Genomic DNA, 16040 nt, shown 5'->3' on the forward strand with positions numbered 1-16040 from the left:
CTGGGTGATTGTCTTAAAATATATCTTTAGACAATCTGACGGACTCGGCAACTGGCAGAAATGTCAGTCGCCCGCTTACGGAGGGCAAATCGAAACAAGGATCGGAAGTAGGGAATCCGGCCGGATGACGTGCGGGCGGTGTCGCGCTCGTTTCTGCCGGTGCATCGGCCATACATGTGGGGCGCGGCCGGCGACCTCGCGTTAGAGCCTGCTTCGCAGCGACGGTGCTCGGCGGGTGAACGCCGCGATACGGCGGGCGCGCACGCCGTTGGCCAACCGGTCGAGCGCATTCGCGAGATCGGTGCGCGAGGGACAAGTCGCGGCCGCCCCGCCAAGCATCGCATTGAGCGATACGCCGGCGATCTCGATGTCGCCTCCGATGAACGCATCGGCGAGGCTCGCGATGGATGCGCCGATATGGGCGGACACCTCGAGCACGATCTGTCTGCATAGATCATCGGAAGCGGCCAGGCGAGCGTCCGTGGTGGGCCACGCAGCGAGCAGCCCGCTGGCTCTCGGCCGCAACGCGTCCGGCGCGCTACGGATGTTGTCGTGTTCGCACAGGGTCCAGCGGTCCGTGTCCAGCGGGGCCAACTGCGCGCGCCAGCGTCCATAGGCGGTCGCCGAAGATTCGACGATAACGGCGGCCGGCATCCTTAGCCGGACCAGGCGCCGCAGCAACGCATCGATTTTGGCGTTGTCCGGTAGCCGGCCGATTCCGTTTTCGTCGCGCGTGCCATGCAAGAACGGAAGCAGTTCGAGCTCGTCCTCGTACTCGTTGCGTAGCGCGCGCAGCCATTTGCCCGCCGCGAGCGGCAACGCCCAAGGCGCGGCGATGCCGCATAGGACGAGCAATCGATCGTCTCGTCCTTCATGGATCGCGCAGACTCGCTTCGCGACGATCGAAACATCCGGTGTGAGCGTCTGCATGGTCAATGTCCCGGCGAAGGCGCGCAAGCGGCGTCGTTCAGCCGCCCGCGCGGATAGGCACCCAATACGCGCAGGCCCGAAAGCGCAGGTGCGAGATCGTCGAGCGCCGCGCGCACGCGTGCGTCATGGGCGTGGCCGCTCAGATCGGCGAAGTAGCGATAGGGCGAGCCCGGGGCGCGGCCCGGGCGTACGGCGAGCCATAGCATGCCGATCTGACGCTGCGCGAGCACGCCGAACAGGTGGGCGAGTTCGTCGGTCCCGTCGTTCGGGGTGAACGAAAGGCTCGTGCGATCGTCGCCGGTCGGTTCGGGCGAGGGGCCGCCCAGCACCAGAAAGCGCGTGCGATTGTTCGGATCGTCTTGAATTGCGCGCGCGACGATCAGCAACTGATAGCGCAGCGCGGCGGGTTCGCCCGCGATCGCCGCGCAATGCGCTTGCTCGGCCGCTTGGCGTGCCGCTGCGCCGTTGCTCGAGACCGCGATGCGCTGCAAGTGAGGCGCATGGGTGTCGAGCCACGTACGGCATTGCGCGAGCGCCTGTTCGTGGCCCAAGACACAGTCGACGCCTTCGAGCGAGCCGCCGGCGCTCAGCAGGCAATGCACCACCGTCTGCTCGATCTCGCCCGTAATCGGCGGCGCATGATGCGCGAGCAAATCGACGGTACGGGTGACGGTACCCTCCGTCGAGTTCTCGATGGGGACGACCGCGAAGTCGGTCTCGCCTTGGCTAAGCGCGGTGAACACGCCGTCGAGCGTATCGCGCGCATCGGTTCTTACCGCATCGCCGAAGTATTGCCGCGCCGCGGCTTCCGTGAAGGTGCCGGCAGGACCGAGAAACGCCACGGAAGGCGCGCCTTGCAGCTCGCGGCTGGCGGTAAAGAGCGCGCCCCAAATAGAAGCCACGTGATCGTCGCGCAATGCGCCGCGCGCGCGGGCGCAGAGATTGGCGACGATCGCACGCTCGCGCGCCGGATGATAGACCGGCAAGCCGCCGCGTCGCTTTAGGCGGCCGATCTCGGTCGCGCATTCGACGCGTTTGACGATCAGTGCGAGCAGATCGGTATCGATCGAGTCGATGCGCGTGCGGCAGGCGGCGATGGCATCGTCGATCGTGGGCGGCGGCGCAAGTTCGAGAGGCGTCATGACAATGCGGTCCGTGGCGAGCAGTGCGTAAGGTGCGATCGGTGCTGCGGCAACTACGTTCAGTGCGGCGCGGCCGTGGCAGGCGCCACACGGACGCGCGGCTCGATGCGAGCGAGGGCCGCGCGGTATTCCGCGTCGAGCCGTTCGACGATTTCGGCCACGCTCAACACGGCATCCATCGACCCGACGCCTTGGCCCGCTCCCCAGATGTCGCGCCATTGTTTGGCCCCCGATTCCGGCGAGAAGTCCATCCGCGCGCCTTCGACGCGGGTCAATTTATTGACGTCGATCCCGGCGGCCTCGATGCTTTGGCGCAGATAGTTGCCGTGCACGCCCGTGAACGCGTCGGTATAAACGATGTCGGCGGCCGTCGCCTCGACGATGGTGTCCTTGTAGCCGGTCACCACGTTCGCTTCGCGCGATGCAATGAAGCGCGTGCCGATATAGGCGCAATCGGCGCCGAGCGTGCACGCGGCGGCGATCGCGTCGCCCGTCGCGATCGAGCCGGCCAGTGCCACGAAGCCCGAGTAAAAGCGCCGCACTTCGGGCACCAGTGCGAACGGCGACAGCGTCCCCGCATGACCGCCGGCGCCGGCCGCCACGAGAATCAATCCGTCCACGCCGGCTTCGAGCGCCTTTTGCGCGTGACGAATCGTCGTGACGTCATGGAGCAAAATGCCGCCGTACCGATGCACCTCGTCGACGACCTCGCGCGCCGGTGCGCGCAAGCTGGTGATCATGACCGGCACGCGCCGATCGATCGCGATGCGCAGATCGGCCTCGAGCCGGGTGTTCGACGGATGGCAGATATGGTTGAGCGCATAGGGGCCGACGTTCGAATCCGGAAACGCCGTGCGATGCGTGTGCAGTTCGGCATCGATCATGCCGAGCCAATCGTCCAGTTGCGAGCTCGAGCGCGCGTTCAGCGCGGGGAACGAGCCGACGATGCCGCTCTTGCATTGAGCCAGCACCATCTCGGGATAGCTCGCGATCAGCATCGGCGACGCGATCACCGGCAGCCGGAGCGATTGAAGGAGAGCGGGCGTCGCCATCGATGCCTCCGGTCCTTATTGGGCGATCGCGGCGCTGTCGCGTCGCTCGGCGAGCCGCTTGTGAAAGCCCGAGCGGCTGACCGCGCAGCGCGTATGGATGCCTTCGCCGACCACGCCCACGGCGTCGCGCACCGAGACGCGATAGGTCATCATGCGGCCGTCGACTTCGATCAGCTCGGCGTCCACGGTGACTTCCCACTCGGGCGGCGTCGGTGCGAGATGCTTGATCTCGAAGTTGTAGCCGACCGTCATTTGATCCTCTGGCAGCAGATGATCGGTGGCTTTCATGCACGTCTGCTCGATGAAAATGATCATGATCGGGCTTGCAAGCGCGTGCGCTTCTCCCCCCCATTGATCGGCGAGGGAAATGGTATCGACGCGATGCGTCGCTTGGGCGCTCAGCCCTGGCTGGATAGTCAACGTAGACTCCTTGATCGGGTAGAAAAACGAGGTTCAGCGAACGCCGGCCGTGTGGGCCGCGCGTTGCATTTGGCTGAAGATGTTGCGGCTGTGCATCTCTTCGGTGCCGCCCGCGGATCCCATCGCCAGCGCATCGGCGACGAACGTGGCGAGCGCGCCGCGGCGATAGCCGTCGCTGCCGTGAATCGCGAGCAGATGCAACGCCGCTTGTGCGAGATCGCGCGCACCGCCGAGCTTGGCGATCGAACAATTGGCCAAGGCGGCTGGGTGATGCGAGAGCAACTGTTCGAGTGCCGCGAGCGCCATCCAGCGCGTGCGCTGCATGCCGATCTCGATTTCGACGAGTCGCCGCTGCACGTGCTGGTGTTTGTCGAGCGTGGCGCCGAGCGTGGCGCGCGAGCCGACGTACTCGAGCGCATCGGTGAGGAACGGCCTCACGACGTCCGCGCACAGCAGACCGAATAGCGCACGGTTCATCGACGCGATGTCCATCAATAAGCGTAGGCCCGCGGCCGGCTCGCCGAGCAGATCGTGTTCGCCGATGCTGACATTCGCGAGCGTGATGTCGCCGATCGGAAGATCGGCAACGCCGAACGTCTCCTGCGGCACCGTGCGGCTGACGCCGTCGCGCGTGGGGTCGAGCAACACGAGTGCGGTGGCGGGCTTGTCCTCGCTCGTATAGGCGGCGACGACCAGCACCAACTGCGCATCGGGCGCATGACTGATGTTGTACTTGTGTCCGTCGAGCCGATAGCCGTTGCCCTCGCGCGTCAGGCGCGTTTCGAGCGCGCGCACCTCGGTGCCGGTGCCTTTCTCGGAAATGGCCGTTGCGCCGGCGGCGCCGGTGAGCAAACGCGGAAGATGACGATCGAGTTGCGCGGGCGTGCCGTGCGCGAGGAGGGCGCGGATCAACGTCGCCTGATTCGCGAGCGCCATGGCGAAGCCGACCGACCGCAGCGTCGCGACGATCGCCTCGAATGCATCGACGAACTGCGTCCACGATCCGCCGGTACCGCCGAGTTTTTCGGGGACGGGTAGCCGCCATAAACCGGCATCGGACAATGCCTGCCACGTGTCCCATGCGAAGGCGCCGCGAGGCGTGCGATGGCGAAACGATTCGGCAATGCCGCGAAATTTAGCCGCGACATCCGGTGAAGAAACGTTGGCTGCAAGGTTCATTGTCGTCGCGCGTCACGTTTGGATGTGGCGCTAATCTAAACAAATCAGCGTAGGGGAGAAACTGTCATTTCTCTCATACGCGCGACGGCAAGCGTGCTTACGATAGGCAACCGATACCGCTCAGCGTGGCTTCGACGGCGGCCTCCAGCGGCGTATGCGGCTCGTCGCCCAGCGTCGCGCTGAGCCGCGCATTGCTCATTTTCACCGGCACCTGCCACAGGTAGCGCATTTCGAGCAATTCACGCAGTGTCGTAGTGAACGGCGCGGCGAGTCGAACGAGCCACCAAGGAAAGCGGCCCACTCGCGGATGCATGCCGCGGCGTCGAGCGACTGCCGAAATCGCCGCGGCCATACGTGTGCCGTCCTCGTCCCAATGACCTGTCATGTGGAACGTCGAGAAAGGTTCGAGCGTCGCACGACGTTCGATGAGCAGACACATCGTGCGAGCCACGTCGGGCACGTAGGACCATGAGTGACCCACGCCCTCACGTCCGGGAAGACGCACGACGTCGAGCGGACTTCCACCCTTGACCAGCCCCTGCGAAAACCAGCTATTGCCGACGTGCGGACCGAAGAAGTCGCCAGCGCGAACGACGATCGTGCGCACGCCATGCTCGCTTGCGGCGAGGAGCCTGCGCTCGAGTTCGACGCGGATTGCGCCTTTGCGCGTCGCGGGGCGTTGCGGCGAGTCTTCCGTCAGCAACGGAAACGCGTCGGGGCCGTAGTTATAGACGGTGCCCGGGAGCACGATCGTCGCCCCGGTCATACGCGCCGCGGCGATCGTGTTGTCGATCATCGGCAGCACGAGTTCGGACCAGCGCCGATATCCCGGCGGATTCACTGCATGCACGATTACGCTACAGCCGCGCGCCGCCGCCGACACGGATTCGCGATCCATCGCATCGCCCCGTATCCAGCGGATGCCCGCGCGCTCGCCTTCGATATTCGGGCGCCGCGTCAGCGCATTCACCTCCCAGCCTGCGTCCAGCAGTTGGCGCGCGAGCTCGCCGCCGATCCCGCCCGTCGCGCCCAGCACGAGCGCGCGTCGATCATGCATTTTTTGTGTCGTTTCCATCGTCGCTCTCCGTCATAGGACCGTATCGATGGAGACATTCTCGGCCACTGCCGGATATAAAGGAATTGGCGAGAATGTGCTATTGGCTATACATTTATGTATGACCTCGAATCTCAGTTGGGAGCTTTACCGAACCTTTCTCGCCGTGCTGACGGAGGGTTCGCTGTCGGGCGCCGCCCGCGCGCTCGGCATCACGCAGCCCACGGTGGGCCGTCACGTCGCGGCGCTGGAGACCGCGTTCGGCCAGACCCTGTTTACGCGTTCGCAATCGGGGCTCCTGCCGACGGATGCCGCCCTCGCACTGCGCGGATATGCGGCGACGCTGCGCAGCACGGCCGCTGCGCTTGAGCGCGCGGCGGCGAGTCAGGGGCCCGGTGTGGCCGGTGTCGTGCGCGTCTCCGCGAGCGACATCATCGGCGTCGAGGTGTTGCCGTCCGTCATCGCCGAGTTGCGCCGGTCGCATCCGGAGCTAGTCGTCGAACTTGTGACCACCAACCGGCTTCAAGACGTATTGCAGCGCGAAGTCGATATCGCTATTCGAATGGCGCAGCCATCTCAGGATGCGCTCATCGCGCGCCGAATCGGCGATGTCGAGCTAGGGCTCTATGCGCGAGCCGATTATGTCGAGCGTCACGGCACGCCCGCCACGCTCGCCGAACTCGCGGGGCACGCATTGATCGGCTTCGATCAATTGACGCCGTTTCTGCGCGAAGCCGGCAAAGCGTTGCCCGTCTGGAAGCGTGAAGCGTTCGCGTTGCGCGCGGATAGCGACCTGGCGCAGCTCGCATTGCTGCGCGCGGGCTGCGGCATCGGCTTCTGTCAAACGGCGATCGCGCGGCGCGATGCACTCGTGCGGGTCTTGCCCAAGGCCGTTTCGCTGAAATTGCAAACGTGGGTGGTCATGCACGAAGACTTGCGCGGCAGCCTGCGATGCACCGCCACGTTCGACGCGTTGGCGCGGGCGTTGAAGGCCTATGCCGGCGGCGCCGATGTGATGCGTGCGTCACCGCCTAGCCGCTCGGCCAAGAAGTCGACGAACACGCGCAGTCGCGGCGGCATGTGACGATTCGTCGGCCATAGCGCGCGAAAGACGCCTTGCAGTGTCGGCGAAGCGTCGAAGACCGTTTCCAATTGACCTTGTGCAAGGGCTTGGCGTACCAGAAAGTCGGGCAGGTACGCGATCCCGACGCCTTCGATTGCGGCCGCCAGTACCGCTTCGGCGTTATTGAGCACGAATGGTGCGCCGGCAGCGGCGCCGGCCGGCGCGGGCTCGCCGTCGATGAGCCAATCCTGCACTTTGCCGCTCGATTGGTACTTGAAACGCAGACATGCGTGATCGGCCAGGTCGTTTGCCTCGCGCGGAACGCCATGGCGCGCGAAATACGCGGGCGATGCGCAGACGACGAACCGATACGGCGCGAGCGGTCTCGCTTTGAGCCGCGAATCGGCCGGCTCGCCGCCGCGAATGACGGCGTCGAATCCTTCTTCGATCACGTCGACATGCCGATCGCTGAAATCGAGATCGAGTTCCACCTGCGGATAGCGCGTTCGAAATTCCGCGATGACGGGCAGCACCAAGCGATAGCCGATCGTGGGCATGCTGATGCGCAACCGTCCGCGCGGTGCACCGGTGGCCTGCGATAGCTGTGCTTGCGCGTCTGAAATTTCCTGCAATGCGCTGCGGCAGCGCTCGAAAAAAACCGCGCCCTCGTCGGTGAGCGTAATGCTCCGCGTGGTGCGGTGAAACAGCCGCACGCCCAGGCTTTGTTCGAGTTTCGCGACGCTTTTGCCCACCGCCGAGGCCGAAATGCCGAGTGCGCGGCCCGCCGTCACGAAGCTGCGCATTTCGGCGGCGCGGACGAAGACGGCGAGTCCACTAAGCGTATCCATCGATGGCCGATTAAGGAAAAGTTGTCCTGATAGTTCGGAAAGCGGGCCCATTTAATCACGATTGCGCGCCCTCTACTATCTCGGCCGGTGCCGATTGAACCGCCTGCTTTCGTGCCCGGAAGCAGGCCGTCGGCGATAAGAACATCCATACTTCGTCCGAGGATTGCATGAGCTCGAGTTTGCGCGGCTTCGACGCCGCGACACAACATACAGTCGAAAAGCGGTTGATTCTCTCGGCCGTCTGCTTGGCGGGACTATCGATGCCGCTGAGCTTCACGGGGCCGGCGTTGGCCCTGCCGGCGATCGCCGCCGCGCTCGGCGGTTCACCGCTGGCGCTCGCTTGGGTGACGAACGCCTTCATGCTTGCGTTCGGGAGCTGTCTGCTCGTTGCCGGGACACTCGCCGATCGTTATGGACGCAAGCGTGTTTTCCTATGCGGCACGGTGGGCTTCGCGCTCTCGTCGATACTCGCGGCGCTCGCGCCGAGCTTGTTCGCGGTCGATGTCGCGCGGGCGTTGCAGGGGATGGCCGGGGCGGCCGCGCTGTCGGCCGGCGCCGCGGCGCTCGCGCAAGAGTTCGAGGGCGATGCCCGCACACGGGCCTTTAGCCTGCTCGGCACGACCTTCGGCGTGGGTCTCGCGTTCGGACCCGTTATGGCCGGTGCGTCGGTCGCACATTTCGGCTGGCGCTCGGTGTTTGCGATCGTGACCGTCGTCACGACGATCGCCTCCGTGCTCGGCATGAAATGCATGCGAGAGACGCGCGATCCGCTCGCGAACGAGGTGGATTGGTGCGGTGCCGCCACGTTCACCTGCGCCCTGGCGCTCTTTACCTACGCGGTGCTGCGCGTGCCGGACGGTGGCTGGACAAGCCGGCCCGTGCTCGGCTTGCTGGCCGCCTCCGCTGTCGCCGCGGCGGTGTTCGTCGTCGTCGAGCTGCGCGTCGCGCGCCCGATGCTCGAGCTGACATTGCTGCGCTATCCGCGTTTTGTCGGCGTGCAGTTTCTGGCAGCCGCACCGGCCTATTCGTACGTCGTGCTGCTTGTGCTTTTGCCTGTACGCCTCATCGGCATCGAAGGGTTCGATAGCGTGGCCGCGGGCCGCATGATGTTCGCGCTGTCGGCGCCCATGCTCGTGGTTCCGCTGATCGCCGCCCGGCTTGCACGTACGATCGCGCCGGGCATCATCGCAGGCGTGGGCTTGTTGCTTTGCGCCTGCGGGCATCTATGGCTCGCCCAATGTGCGCCGGGGCAGCCGGTGGGCAACATGCTGATGGCGATGCTCGTCATCGGCACCGGCGTGGGTTTGCCTTGGGGGCTCATGGATGCGCTCGCGGTGAGCGTCGTGCCGAAAGAGCGCGCCGGCATGGCGGCCGGCATTTTCAATACGACGCGTGTGGCCGGCGAAGGCATCGCACTGGCTGTCGTCGGGGCACTGCTCGCGAGCCTGACCGAATCCAGCTTGCGCGGCGCCTCCCTGCTCGGTGCCGGCGGTGCGGCGCTCGAGCATGCCGCCAACCGTCTCGCGATGGGAGACGTGCCCGCCGCGGCCGCTTGGATTCGGGGCGCAAGAAGCAGCGACTTGATTCACCTCTACGGCATGGCGTTTCACTCGCTGCTATACGTACTCGCCGCGATCACCGTACTTTCGGCGCTGCTGGTATTCGGCTTTCTCAGCCGTACGGCCGAGCACGAGGATCAAGAACGAACGAAGTCCCAGATGCCGGCGTGCAACTGATCCATGTGCGTATAGCGCAGGCCGTGCTGCGCGCCGGGATAGACCTTGCGTTGCGCGTCGAAAATCGATTGCAGCCGAGGTCAAGGGGGCAAAAGCGGACCGAGACGATGGCGGGGGAGTGTGGTCGGCGGGAGACGCGACGGATGGGCGATTTCGACGAGCGAAGCCGGCAAGCGTTGCCGGCACGTAAGTGTGCCCGGCAGCGCTCACGATGTCCCCGATTAATTGAGGGTCTTGGCTTTCTTGCCGGCGCGGGAGGGCGGCTGGCACATGACGCACGCCTTAGCGCGGGGCAGATCGTGCTTGTACGAAACGAATTTGCCCTTGCAGCGGCAGCACTGGTGCATCTCGAGGATGCCGCCGTTGAAGAAGCGCACGAGCGTCCAGGCGCGCGTCAAGTCCAGGTGAGCTTCCTGGCCGCCGTTCGCGCAATGCTCGCGATAGAGGCGGTAACCCTTCGTCAGCGCGTCGACGTGCGAGCAGCGCGCTTCCTGTTTGAGGAACGAGTACGTGTGATAGAACAGCGACGCATGAATGTTGGCTTGCCACGTCATGTACCAATCGGCCGACGAGGGCAGCATGCCTTTGGGCGGCGATTCCGATTTGACTTCGCGATACAGGCGAATCAGACGTTCACGCGAGAGCGAGAGTTCCGACTCGAGCACCTGCATGCGGGCACCCAGCTCGATCAGCGCGACGGCGCGCGACACCTCGTTGGCTTCTTCGATCAGGCTCGTCTTCGGCATGGCTGGCTCCCTCTTAAGCGAATTGGCGTGCAGGCTGGGCGGCAAGCAAGATCGCCGCGTGCGTGGCGGTGGCATCGAGCCCCTTCTCGAGGGTCGTCAGCGCCGCGACCATCGCCGCGTCGTTGAAACGGAAGTCGCAGACGATGTCTTCCGACTGGGCCAGCTTGATGGTTTGCGCCGGCGAGAGCATATGGATCAAGTCGGCCATTTGCGCCGACAACCCGAGCTTGAACAGCCCTTCGGCGTAGTCCTCGTTGAGCATGTGCTGCGCAAGCATCAGATACGACAAGTTGATTTCGCGTATCGATTCGAGCACTTCACGATTGTCCAAGTTACGCCTCCGCTGGGGTGATGACGGGGTCGCATGCTTCGCCGGTCGAACCGCTTATCGCGCTGCGCGGCGTGGTGCATGCGTCTGATGAAAGTATTGATCAGATTGTTGTCCGCACCAATCAGCGGCGGCGGAACATGATGTCGTCCGCGCCGATGCGTTTGTCAGTGTTTTCCTACGTGAGCGGGCATAGGTTTTGAGCATCGCGGCTGCGCCGTCAGCCGCATGGCTGCTGCAAACGCGCGTTTTAGACGATCGTTACGCCCAGCCCTCGAGACGCAACGTCGAACGCACGAGCCGTTGCTCGTCCAATTCGATTTCGCGCAGCCCTTCCACATTGCTGCGGATGTGTTCCGTGGCCGCGCGCCGGGCCTGATCGGGCAGCCGTCCCACGACGGCGTTGTACAGCCGCGCGTGCTGCCGATCGATCTGGCGCTTTTGCGCCGCGCGGTGATAAAGGTTGTTGACCGACGCGAAGACCGAACTCAGCAGCAAATCCGTCAGCGAGGTCAACGTGTGAACGAGCACCGGATTATGCGAAGCCTCGCAGATGGCGAGGTGAAATGCGTAATCGAGCCGCGCGAGCGCTTCCGGATCGGTGTTTTCGGCCTCCGCCCGAATCATTTCCTCGTAGCGCCGGGTGATCAGCACGAAGTCGGCGGGCGTTCCGCGCTGCGCGGCTAGACGCGCCGACTCGCCCTCGAGCATCTGCCGCACTTCGAATAGGTCGTAAAGCGTACGCGGCTGCGAGGCGAGCAAGTGGAGCATCGGCATCGTTTGCTCGCGCCGCGTGAGTTCGGCCACGAACGAGCCGCGTCCATGCTGCGTATCGATGATGCCGCGCGCGCGCAGCAGCTTGAGCCCTTCACGCAATGCGGCTCGCGACACACCGAGCTTTTCCGTAAGGCGGCGCTCCGAGGGCAGCGCTTGACCCTGCTTGAACACCCCATCGACGATCAGCCCCTCGATTCGTTCCGCCACCACATCCGCAACATGTCTTGCCGATGTCGAAATTCCTTCATTCATAGTGGTCTGACCACCTGCAAAAGCTACCGGATGCGGACAGCATACCTTGTCCGGGCAAGCATTGTCAGTCGTAGCGGGAGGGAGGGTAGAAACCCTAATTAAAAAGTGGTCTGACCTGCGGGAAAGCGAATAGACAGCGCCGCGCCGGCCGGTGAACAATCCCGGCAGCCGTGAGCGTGCCGCCGTACGCCGGCGGTGCAATCCACAGGACTCTCGAATGAGCTTCACCTACGACGAAAAGGTCGACGGCGCCCTGCCTTCGGTCGATCGCAATACGCTAATTGCGGCGCTGCGCGCCGTCTCTCCGGATCTGGAAGTGCTACACGAAGCGGAGGAGTTGCGTCCCTTCGAATGCGACGGGCTGGCCGCCTACCGCAGCGTGCCGCTTTGCGTCGTGTTGCCGAGCACGGTCGAACAAGCGGCCGGCGTGTTGCGCGTGGCCGCGGCGCACGGCGTCCCGGTGGTTCCGCGCGGAGCCGGTACGGGTCTATCGGGCGGGGCGATGCCGATCGCGAAGGGCATCTTGCTCGTGATGGCGAAATTCAACCGGATCGTCGCACTCGATCCCGTCGCCGGAACGGCACGTGTGCAGCCGGGTGTGCGCAATCTCGCGATCTCGCAGGCGGCGGCGCCGTACGGGCTTTATTACGCTCCCGATCCGTCGTCGCAGATCGCTTGTTCGATCGGAGGCAACGTCGCCGAGAATGCGGGCGGCGTTCATTGCCTCAAATACGGTCTGACCGTCCATAACGTCCTGAAAGTGGACGTGCTGACGATTGACGGTGAGCTTGTGACGCTCGGTGCCGAGTCCCTCGATAGCCCGGGGTTCGATCTACTGGCGCTATTTACGGGCTCCGAGGGCATGCTCGGCATTGTCGTGGAAGTGACCGTCAAACTGCTGCCGAAGCCGCAATGCGCGAAAGTTTTGATGGCAAGTTTCGACGACGTCGAACAAGCCGGGCAAGCCGTGGCCGACATCATCGGCGCAGGCATTATCCCGGGCGGCCTCGAAATGATGGATAACCTCGCCATTCGCGCGGCCGAGGACTTCATTCACGCGGGGTACCCCGTCGACGCGCAGGCGATTCTGCTCTGCGAACTCGACGGGGTCGAAAGCGACGTCGACGAAGACATCGAGCGCGTGCAGACACTGCTTACGCGCTCGGGCTGCAATAACGTGCGCGTGGCGCACGACGAGGCCGAGCGGCTGCGCTTGTGGGCCGGCCGCAAGAACGCTTTTCCTGCCGTGGGCCGTATCTCCCCCGATTACTACTGCATGGACGGCACCATTCCGCGCCGCGAACTCGCGCGCGTGCTGCGGGGAATCGCGGCGCTCGGCGAACAATACGGATTGCTCGTCGCGAACGTGTTTCATGCGGGCGACGGCAACATGCATCCGCTGATCCTGTTCGATGCGAACCGGCCGGGCGAGCTCGATCGCGCCGAGGCGCTGGGCGGAAAGATCCTCGAGCTGTGCGTGCAGGTAGGCGGCAGCATCACGGGCGAGCACGGCGTCGGCCGAGAAAAGATCAATCAGATGTGCGTGCAGTTCACGAGCGACGAAATCACGTTCTTCCATGCGGTGAAGGCTGCATTCGACCCGTCGGGCTTGCTCAATCCGGGCAAGAACATTCCGACGCTGCACCGCTGCGCCGAATTCGGCGCGATGCATATTCACCACGGCCAATTGCCGTTTGCGCACCTGGAGCGCTTCTGATGCAACGTGATTTCGAGGCGGCCGACCATAGCGCCGCACTGATCGAACAAGTGCAAGCCGCCATCGAGGCGCGCACGCCGCTGCGCATTCGCGGCGCGGATACCAAGGCGACGCTTGGGCGGCCCGTGCAGGGACGCGAGCTCGATATGCGCGCCCATCGCGGCATCGTCAGCTACGACCCGACCGAACTCGTCGTCACGGCAAGGGCCGGAACGACGCTTGGCGAGCTCGAAGCCGTGCTCGACGAGGCGGGTCAGATGCTGCCCTGCGAACCTCCTTCGTTTGGGGGGCACGCCACGGTCGGCGGCATGGTCGCGGCCGGGCTGTCCGGGCCGCGTCGGCCGTGGTCGGGTGCCGTGCGCGATTTCGTGCTCGGCTGCCGCGTCGTCACCGGGCACGGCAAGCATCTGCGATTCGGGGGCGAGGTCATGAAGAACGTCGCCGGTTACGATGTCTCTCGATTGCTCGCGGGGAGCTTCGGCTGCCTGGGACTCGTCACTGAGGTGTCGCTCAAAGTGTTGCCGAAGCCGCGCGCCGTGCTCGATACGGCGCTCGAGATGCCTGCGCAAGACATGCAAGGCAGGCTCAGGCACTGGCGCGACGCCGGCTTGCCCATTACGGGTGCCTGTCATGCGCAAGGCGTGTTGCACCTGCGGCTCGAGGGCGGGGAAGGATCCATTCGCGCGGCGGCGGCCACGCTCGGCGGCGAGCGCGGCGACGGCGCCTTCTGGCTCGCGTTGCGCGAAGCGACGCTGCCTTTCTTTGCCGACCCCCGAGCGCTATGGCGTATCTCCGCGGCTGTCGGTGCACCGCTCTCGGCGTTGCCGGGCGAGACGCTGCTCGATTGGGGCGGCGCCCAACGTTGGCTCAAGACCGATGCGAGCGCCGAAACGGTTCGCGAGATCGCCGCGCGTCTCGATGGCCATGCCACGTGCTTTACGCCTGGCGCTGCGGCGGACCCGTTCCATCCGCTATCCGACGGCTTGCTGCGTATCCATCGGCAACTTAAGGCGCAACTGGATCCGCACGGCATTTTTAACCCCGGCCGCCTTTACGCGACGATTTAGGCGCTGCGAGTACTCGATCGATGCAAACCTCTCTTAGCGAACAAGCGCGCGCATTGCCGCGCGCGGACGAAGCCGAGTCGATTCTGCGCACCTGCGTGCACTGCGGATTTTGCAATGCGACGTGCCCGACGTATCAGCTGCTCGGCAACGAACTCGACGGCCCGCGCGGGCGCATCTACTTGATCAAGCAAGTGCTCGAAGGGGCTCCGGTGACCGAGAAGACGCAAATGCACTTGGATCGGTGCTTGACGTGCCGTAGTTGCGAAACGACGTGCCCCTCGGGCGTGCGGTATCACTCGCTCCTCGACATCGGGCGCGCCGAGGTGGAGCGGCGTGCAACCCGGCCGCTCGGGCAACGTATGGTGCGCGCCGCTTTGCGCCGCGTCGTCCCCGAGCCCGCTCTATTCGGCCCGCTTCTGAAGACGGGGCGCGCACTGCGGCCGCTGCTGCCGCGGGCCTTGCGCGAAAAGATTCCCCCCGTGATGCCTACGCAAGCGGGCGGGGCCGACGCGCGTCCGCCCGTGCGGCATGCGCGACGCGTGCTCATGCTCGAAGGATGCGTCTTGCCCGAGCTTTCGCCCAATACGAACGCCGCGGCCGCGCGCGTGCTCGATCGCCTAGGGATCAGTGTCATGCCCGCGAGGGAAGCCGGCTGTTGCGGCGCGACGCAGTATCACTTGAATGCGCAAGACGACGGACTCGACCGGGCGCGCCGAAACATCGACGCGTGGTGGCCGGCGATCGAGGCCGGCGTGGAAGCGGTCGTGCTGACCGCGAGCGGTTGCGGCGCTTTCGTGAAGGAATATGGGCATCTGCTGCGGCAGGACCCCCAATACGCCGAAAAAGCGAAGCGGATCAGCGAACTCGCGCTCGATCTAGTGGAAGTACTCGGCCGCGAACCCCTTGACGCGCTGCACAAAGGCGAATCTCAGCGCATCGCCGTTCATTGTCCTTGCACATTGCAGCACGCCCAAAAGCTCGGCGGCGCGGTCGAATCACTGATGCTGCGCATTGGGTTTGACCTTACCCCGGTTGCCGATTCGCATCTATGCTGTGGTTCGGCGGGGACGTATTCCATTACCGAGCCGGCGCTTGCTCGGAAGTTGCGCGCAAACAAGCTGGACGCGCTGGAGGCTGGACGTCCCGACGCCATCGTCACCGCCAATGTCGGTTGCCAGACGCACCTGAACGGCGCGGGACGTACGCCGGTGAGCCATTGGATCGAGCTCGTCGACGCGCTCCACGGCGCTTGACGCCGCCACCACCTTTGACCTTGGGAGTTCCCACGATGCAAACGAAATCCGTACTCGGGCTGACCGAAATCGACGCCATCATGGCCGCGGCGCGCGCCGAAGCGATCAAGCACGGCTGGGCGGTCGCGATCGCGCTCGTCGACGACGGCGGCCACGCGCTCGCCCTGGTGCGCCTGGACGGCGCTTCCCCCGCGAGCGCGGCGATTGCGATGGAGAAAGCGCGCACGTCTGCGCTGGGTCGGCGCGAGTCGAAGGCATACGAGGATATGATCAACGGTGGCCGCACCGCTTTTCTGAGTGCGCCGTTGGCTGGCACACTGGAAGGCGGCGTGCCTGTCATCGTCGACGGGCAGGTCGTCGGCGCGGTGGGCGTGTCCGGCGTCAAGTCGGAGCAGGACGCGCAAGTCGCCAAAGCCGGGATCCATAGCGTCACAGCCTGAGCTCGCGTGCCGCGGGCCGGGGGCCCATTTCCCACG

General features: G+C 64.9%; 16 protein-coding genes. 6 read left to right on the top strand and 10 right to left on the bottom strand.

Annotation, left to right across the window (positions count from 1 at the left end):
- Positions 1-201: 201 nt before the first annotated feature.
- From AB1286_RS14400 to AB1286_RS14425, 6 genes are all read right to left on the bottom strand, one after another.
- Positions 202-930, bottom strand: coding sequence for a hypothetical protein (locus AB1286_RS14400; protein WP_430363906.1), 729 nt, complete (start codon positions 928-930; stop codon positions 202-204).
- 2 nt (positions 931-932) lie between these two features.
- Entirely contained in the window at positions 933-2072 is a 1140-nt protein-coding gene (locus tag AB1286_RS14405) for a bifunctional chorismate mutase/prephenate dehydratase (protein ID WP_430363907.1), read from the bottom strand.
- 59 nt (positions 2073-2131) lie between these two features.
- Positions 2132-3124 (bottom strand): NAD(P)H-dependent flavin oxidoreductase, encoded by a 993-nt coding sequence (locus AB1286_RS14410; protein ID WP_430363908.1) that lies wholly within the window; start codon positions 3122-3124, stop codon positions 2132-2134.
- Positions 3125-3139: 15 nt separating this feature from the next.
- Positions 3140-3544: a thioesterase family protein gene (locus AB1286_RS14415; protein WP_430363909.1), complete on the bottom strand. Its 405-nt coding sequence runs from the start codon at positions 3542-3544 to the stop codon at positions 3140-3142.
- A gap of 33 nt (positions 3545-3577) precedes the next feature.
- Positions 3578-4723: an acyl-CoA dehydrogenase family protein gene (locus AB1286_RS14420; protein ID WP_430363910.1), complete on the bottom strand. Its 1146-nt coding sequence runs from the start codon at positions 4721-4723 to the stop codon at positions 3578-3580.
- A 97-nt stretch (positions 4724-4820) separates the two neighbouring features.
- Positions 4821-5798 (bottom strand): NAD-dependent epimerase/dehydratase family protein, encoded by a 978-nt coding sequence (locus tag AB1286_RS14425; RefSeq protein WP_430363911.1) that lies wholly within the window; start codon positions 5796-5798, stop codon positions 4821-4823.
- 100 nt (positions 5799-5898) lie between these two features.
- Here AB1286_RS14425 and AB1286_RS14430 point away from each other — a divergent pair, with 100 nt between their 5' ends.
- Positions 5899-6861: a LysR family transcriptional regulator gene (locus AB1286_RS14430; protein ID WP_430363912.1), complete on the top strand. Its 963-nt coding sequence runs from the start codon at positions 5899-5901 to the stop codon at positions 6859-6861.
- On the opposite strand, the gene AB1286_RS14435 is transcribed toward AB1286_RS14430, so the two are convergent.
- Complete coding sequence (locus AB1286_RS14435) at positions 6771-7688, bottom strand: LysR substrate-binding domain-containing protein (protein WP_430363913.1); 918 nt, start codon at positions 7686-7688, stop codon at positions 6771-6773. The two genes, AB1286_RS14430 and AB1286_RS14435, sit on opposite strands and share 91 nt — an antisense overlap.
- Before the next feature lie 167 nt (positions 7689-7855).
- Between AB1286_RS14435 and AB1286_RS14440 the strand changes: the two genes are divergently transcribed.
- On the top strand, positions 7856-9424 hold the full coding sequence (locus tag AB1286_RS14440) for an MFS transporter (RefSeq protein ID WP_430363914.1): 1569 nt from the start codon (positions 7856-7858) through the stop codon (positions 9422-9424).
- A gap of 221 nt (positions 9425-9645) precedes the next feature.
- Here the strand turns inward: AB1286_RS14440 and flhC are convergent, their stop codons facing one another.
- From flhC to glcC, 3 genes are all read right to left on the bottom strand, one after another.
- Positions 9646-10170, bottom strand: a complete 525-nt coding sequence (gene flhC / locus AB1286_RS14445; protein ID WP_430363915.1) for a flagellar transcriptional regulator FlhC — start codon at positions 10168-10170, stop codon at positions 9646-9648.
- Between the two features lie 13 nt (positions 10171-10183).
- Positions 10184-10501: a flagellar transcriptional regulator FlhD gene (gene flhD / locus AB1286_RS14450; RefSeq protein ID WP_430363916.1), complete on the bottom strand. Its 318-nt coding sequence runs from the start codon at positions 10499-10501 to the stop codon at positions 10184-10186.
- A 258-nt stretch (positions 10502-10759) separates the two neighbouring features.
- Complete coding sequence (gene glcC / locus AB1286_RS14455; protein WP_430363917.1) at positions 10760-11527, bottom strand: transcriptional regulator GlcC; 768 nt, start codon at positions 11525-11527, stop codon at positions 10760-10762.
- Between the two features lie 217 nt (positions 11528-11744).
- Between glcC and glcD the strand changes: the two genes are divergently transcribed.
- From glcD to AB1286_RS14475, 4 genes are read left to right on the top strand one after another with little or no spacing between them, the layout of a single operon-like run.
- Positions 11745-13244: a glycolate oxidase subunit GlcD gene (gene glcD, locus AB1286_RS14460; protein WP_430363918.1), complete on the top strand. Its 1500-nt coding sequence runs from the start codon at positions 11745-11747 to the stop codon at positions 13242-13244.
- Positions 13244-14311, top strand: a complete 1068-nt coding sequence (gene glcE, locus AB1286_RS14465) for a glycolate oxidase subunit GlcE (RefSeq protein WP_430363919.1) — start codon at positions 13244-13246, stop codon at positions 14309-14311. Before glcD ends, glcE begins: the two co-directional genes overlap by 1 nt.
- Before the next feature lie 20 nt (positions 14312-14331).
- Positions 14332-15564: a glycolate oxidase subunit GlcF gene (gene glcF / locus AB1286_RS14470; RefSeq protein ID WP_430363920.1), complete on the top strand. Its 1233-nt coding sequence runs from the start codon at positions 14332-14334 to the stop codon at positions 15562-15564.
- Positions 15565-15599: 35 nt separating this feature from the next.
- Positions 15600-16004 (top strand): heme-binding protein, encoded by a 405-nt coding sequence (locus AB1286_RS14475; protein ID WP_430363921.1) that lies wholly within the window; start codon positions 15600-15602, stop codon positions 16002-16004.
- The last annotated feature ends 36 nt before the right edge of the window (positions 16005-16040 follow it).

The organism is Trinickia sp. NRRL B-1857, assembly GCF_050470685.1.
Taxonomy (GTDB): Bacteria; Pseudomonadota; Gammaproteobacteria; order Burkholderiales; family Burkholderiaceae; genus Trinickia.

What these genes read in the sequence shown, in the direction of transcription:
- AB1286_RS14400 (WP_430363906.1), bottom strand. Translation starts at nt 930, where the DNA reads ATGCAGACGCTCACACCGGATGTTTCGATCGTCGCGAAGCGAGTCTGC.
- AB1286_RS14405 (WP_430363907.1), bottom strand. Translation starts at nt 2,072, where the DNA reads ATGACGCCTCTCGAACTTGCGCCGCCGCCCACGATCGACGATGCCATC.
- AB1286_RS14410 (WP_430363908.1), bottom strand. Translation starts at nt 3,124, where the DNA reads ATGGCGACGCCCGCTCTCCTTCAATCGCTCCGGCTGCCGGTGATCGCG.
- AB1286_RS14420 (WP_430363910.1), bottom strand. Translation starts at nt 4,723, where the DNA reads ATGAACCTTGCAGCCAACGTTTCTTCACCGGATGTCGCGGCTAAATTT.
- AB1286_RS14425 (WP_430363911.1), bottom strand. Translation starts at nt 5,798, where the DNA reads ATGGAAACGACACAAAAAATGCATGATCGACGCGCGCTCGTGCTGGGC.
- AB1286_RS14430 (WP_430363912.1), top strand. Translation starts at nt 5,899, where the DNA reads ATGACCTCGAATCTCAGTTGGGAGCTTTACCGAACCTTTCTCGCCGTG.
- AB1286_RS14435 (WP_430363913.1), bottom strand. Translation starts at nt 7,688, where the DNA reads ATGGATACGCTTAGTGGACTCGCCGTCTTCGTCCGCGCCGCCGAAATG.
- AB1286_RS14440 (WP_430363914.1), top strand. Translation starts at nt 7,856, where the DNA reads ATGAGCTCGAGTTTGCGCGGCTTCGACGCCGCGACACAACATACAGTC.
- flhC (WP_430363915.1), bottom strand. Translation starts at nt 10,170, where the DNA reads ATGCCGAAGACGAGCCTGATCGAAGAAGCCAACGAGGTGTCGCGCGCC.
- glcC (WP_430363917.1), bottom strand. Translation starts at nt 11,527, where the DNA reads ATGAATGAAGGAATTTCGACATCGGCAAGACATGTTGCGGATGTGGTG.
- glcD (WP_430363918.1), top strand. Translation starts at nt 11,745, where the DNA reads ATGAGCTTCACCTACGACGAAAAGGTCGACGGCGCCCTGCCTTCGGTC.
- glcE (WP_430363919.1), top strand. Translation starts at nt 13,244, where the DNA reads ATGCAACGTGATTTCGAGGCGGCCGACCATAGCGCCGCACTGATCGAA.
- glcF (WP_430363920.1), top strand. Translation starts at nt 14,332, where the DNA reads ATGCAAACCTCTCTTAGCGAACAAGCGCGCGCATTGCCGCGCGCGGAC.
- AB1286_RS14475 (WP_430363921.1), top strand. Translation starts at nt 15,600, where the DNA reads ATGCAAACGAAATCCGTACTCGGGCTGACCGAAATCGACGCCATCATG.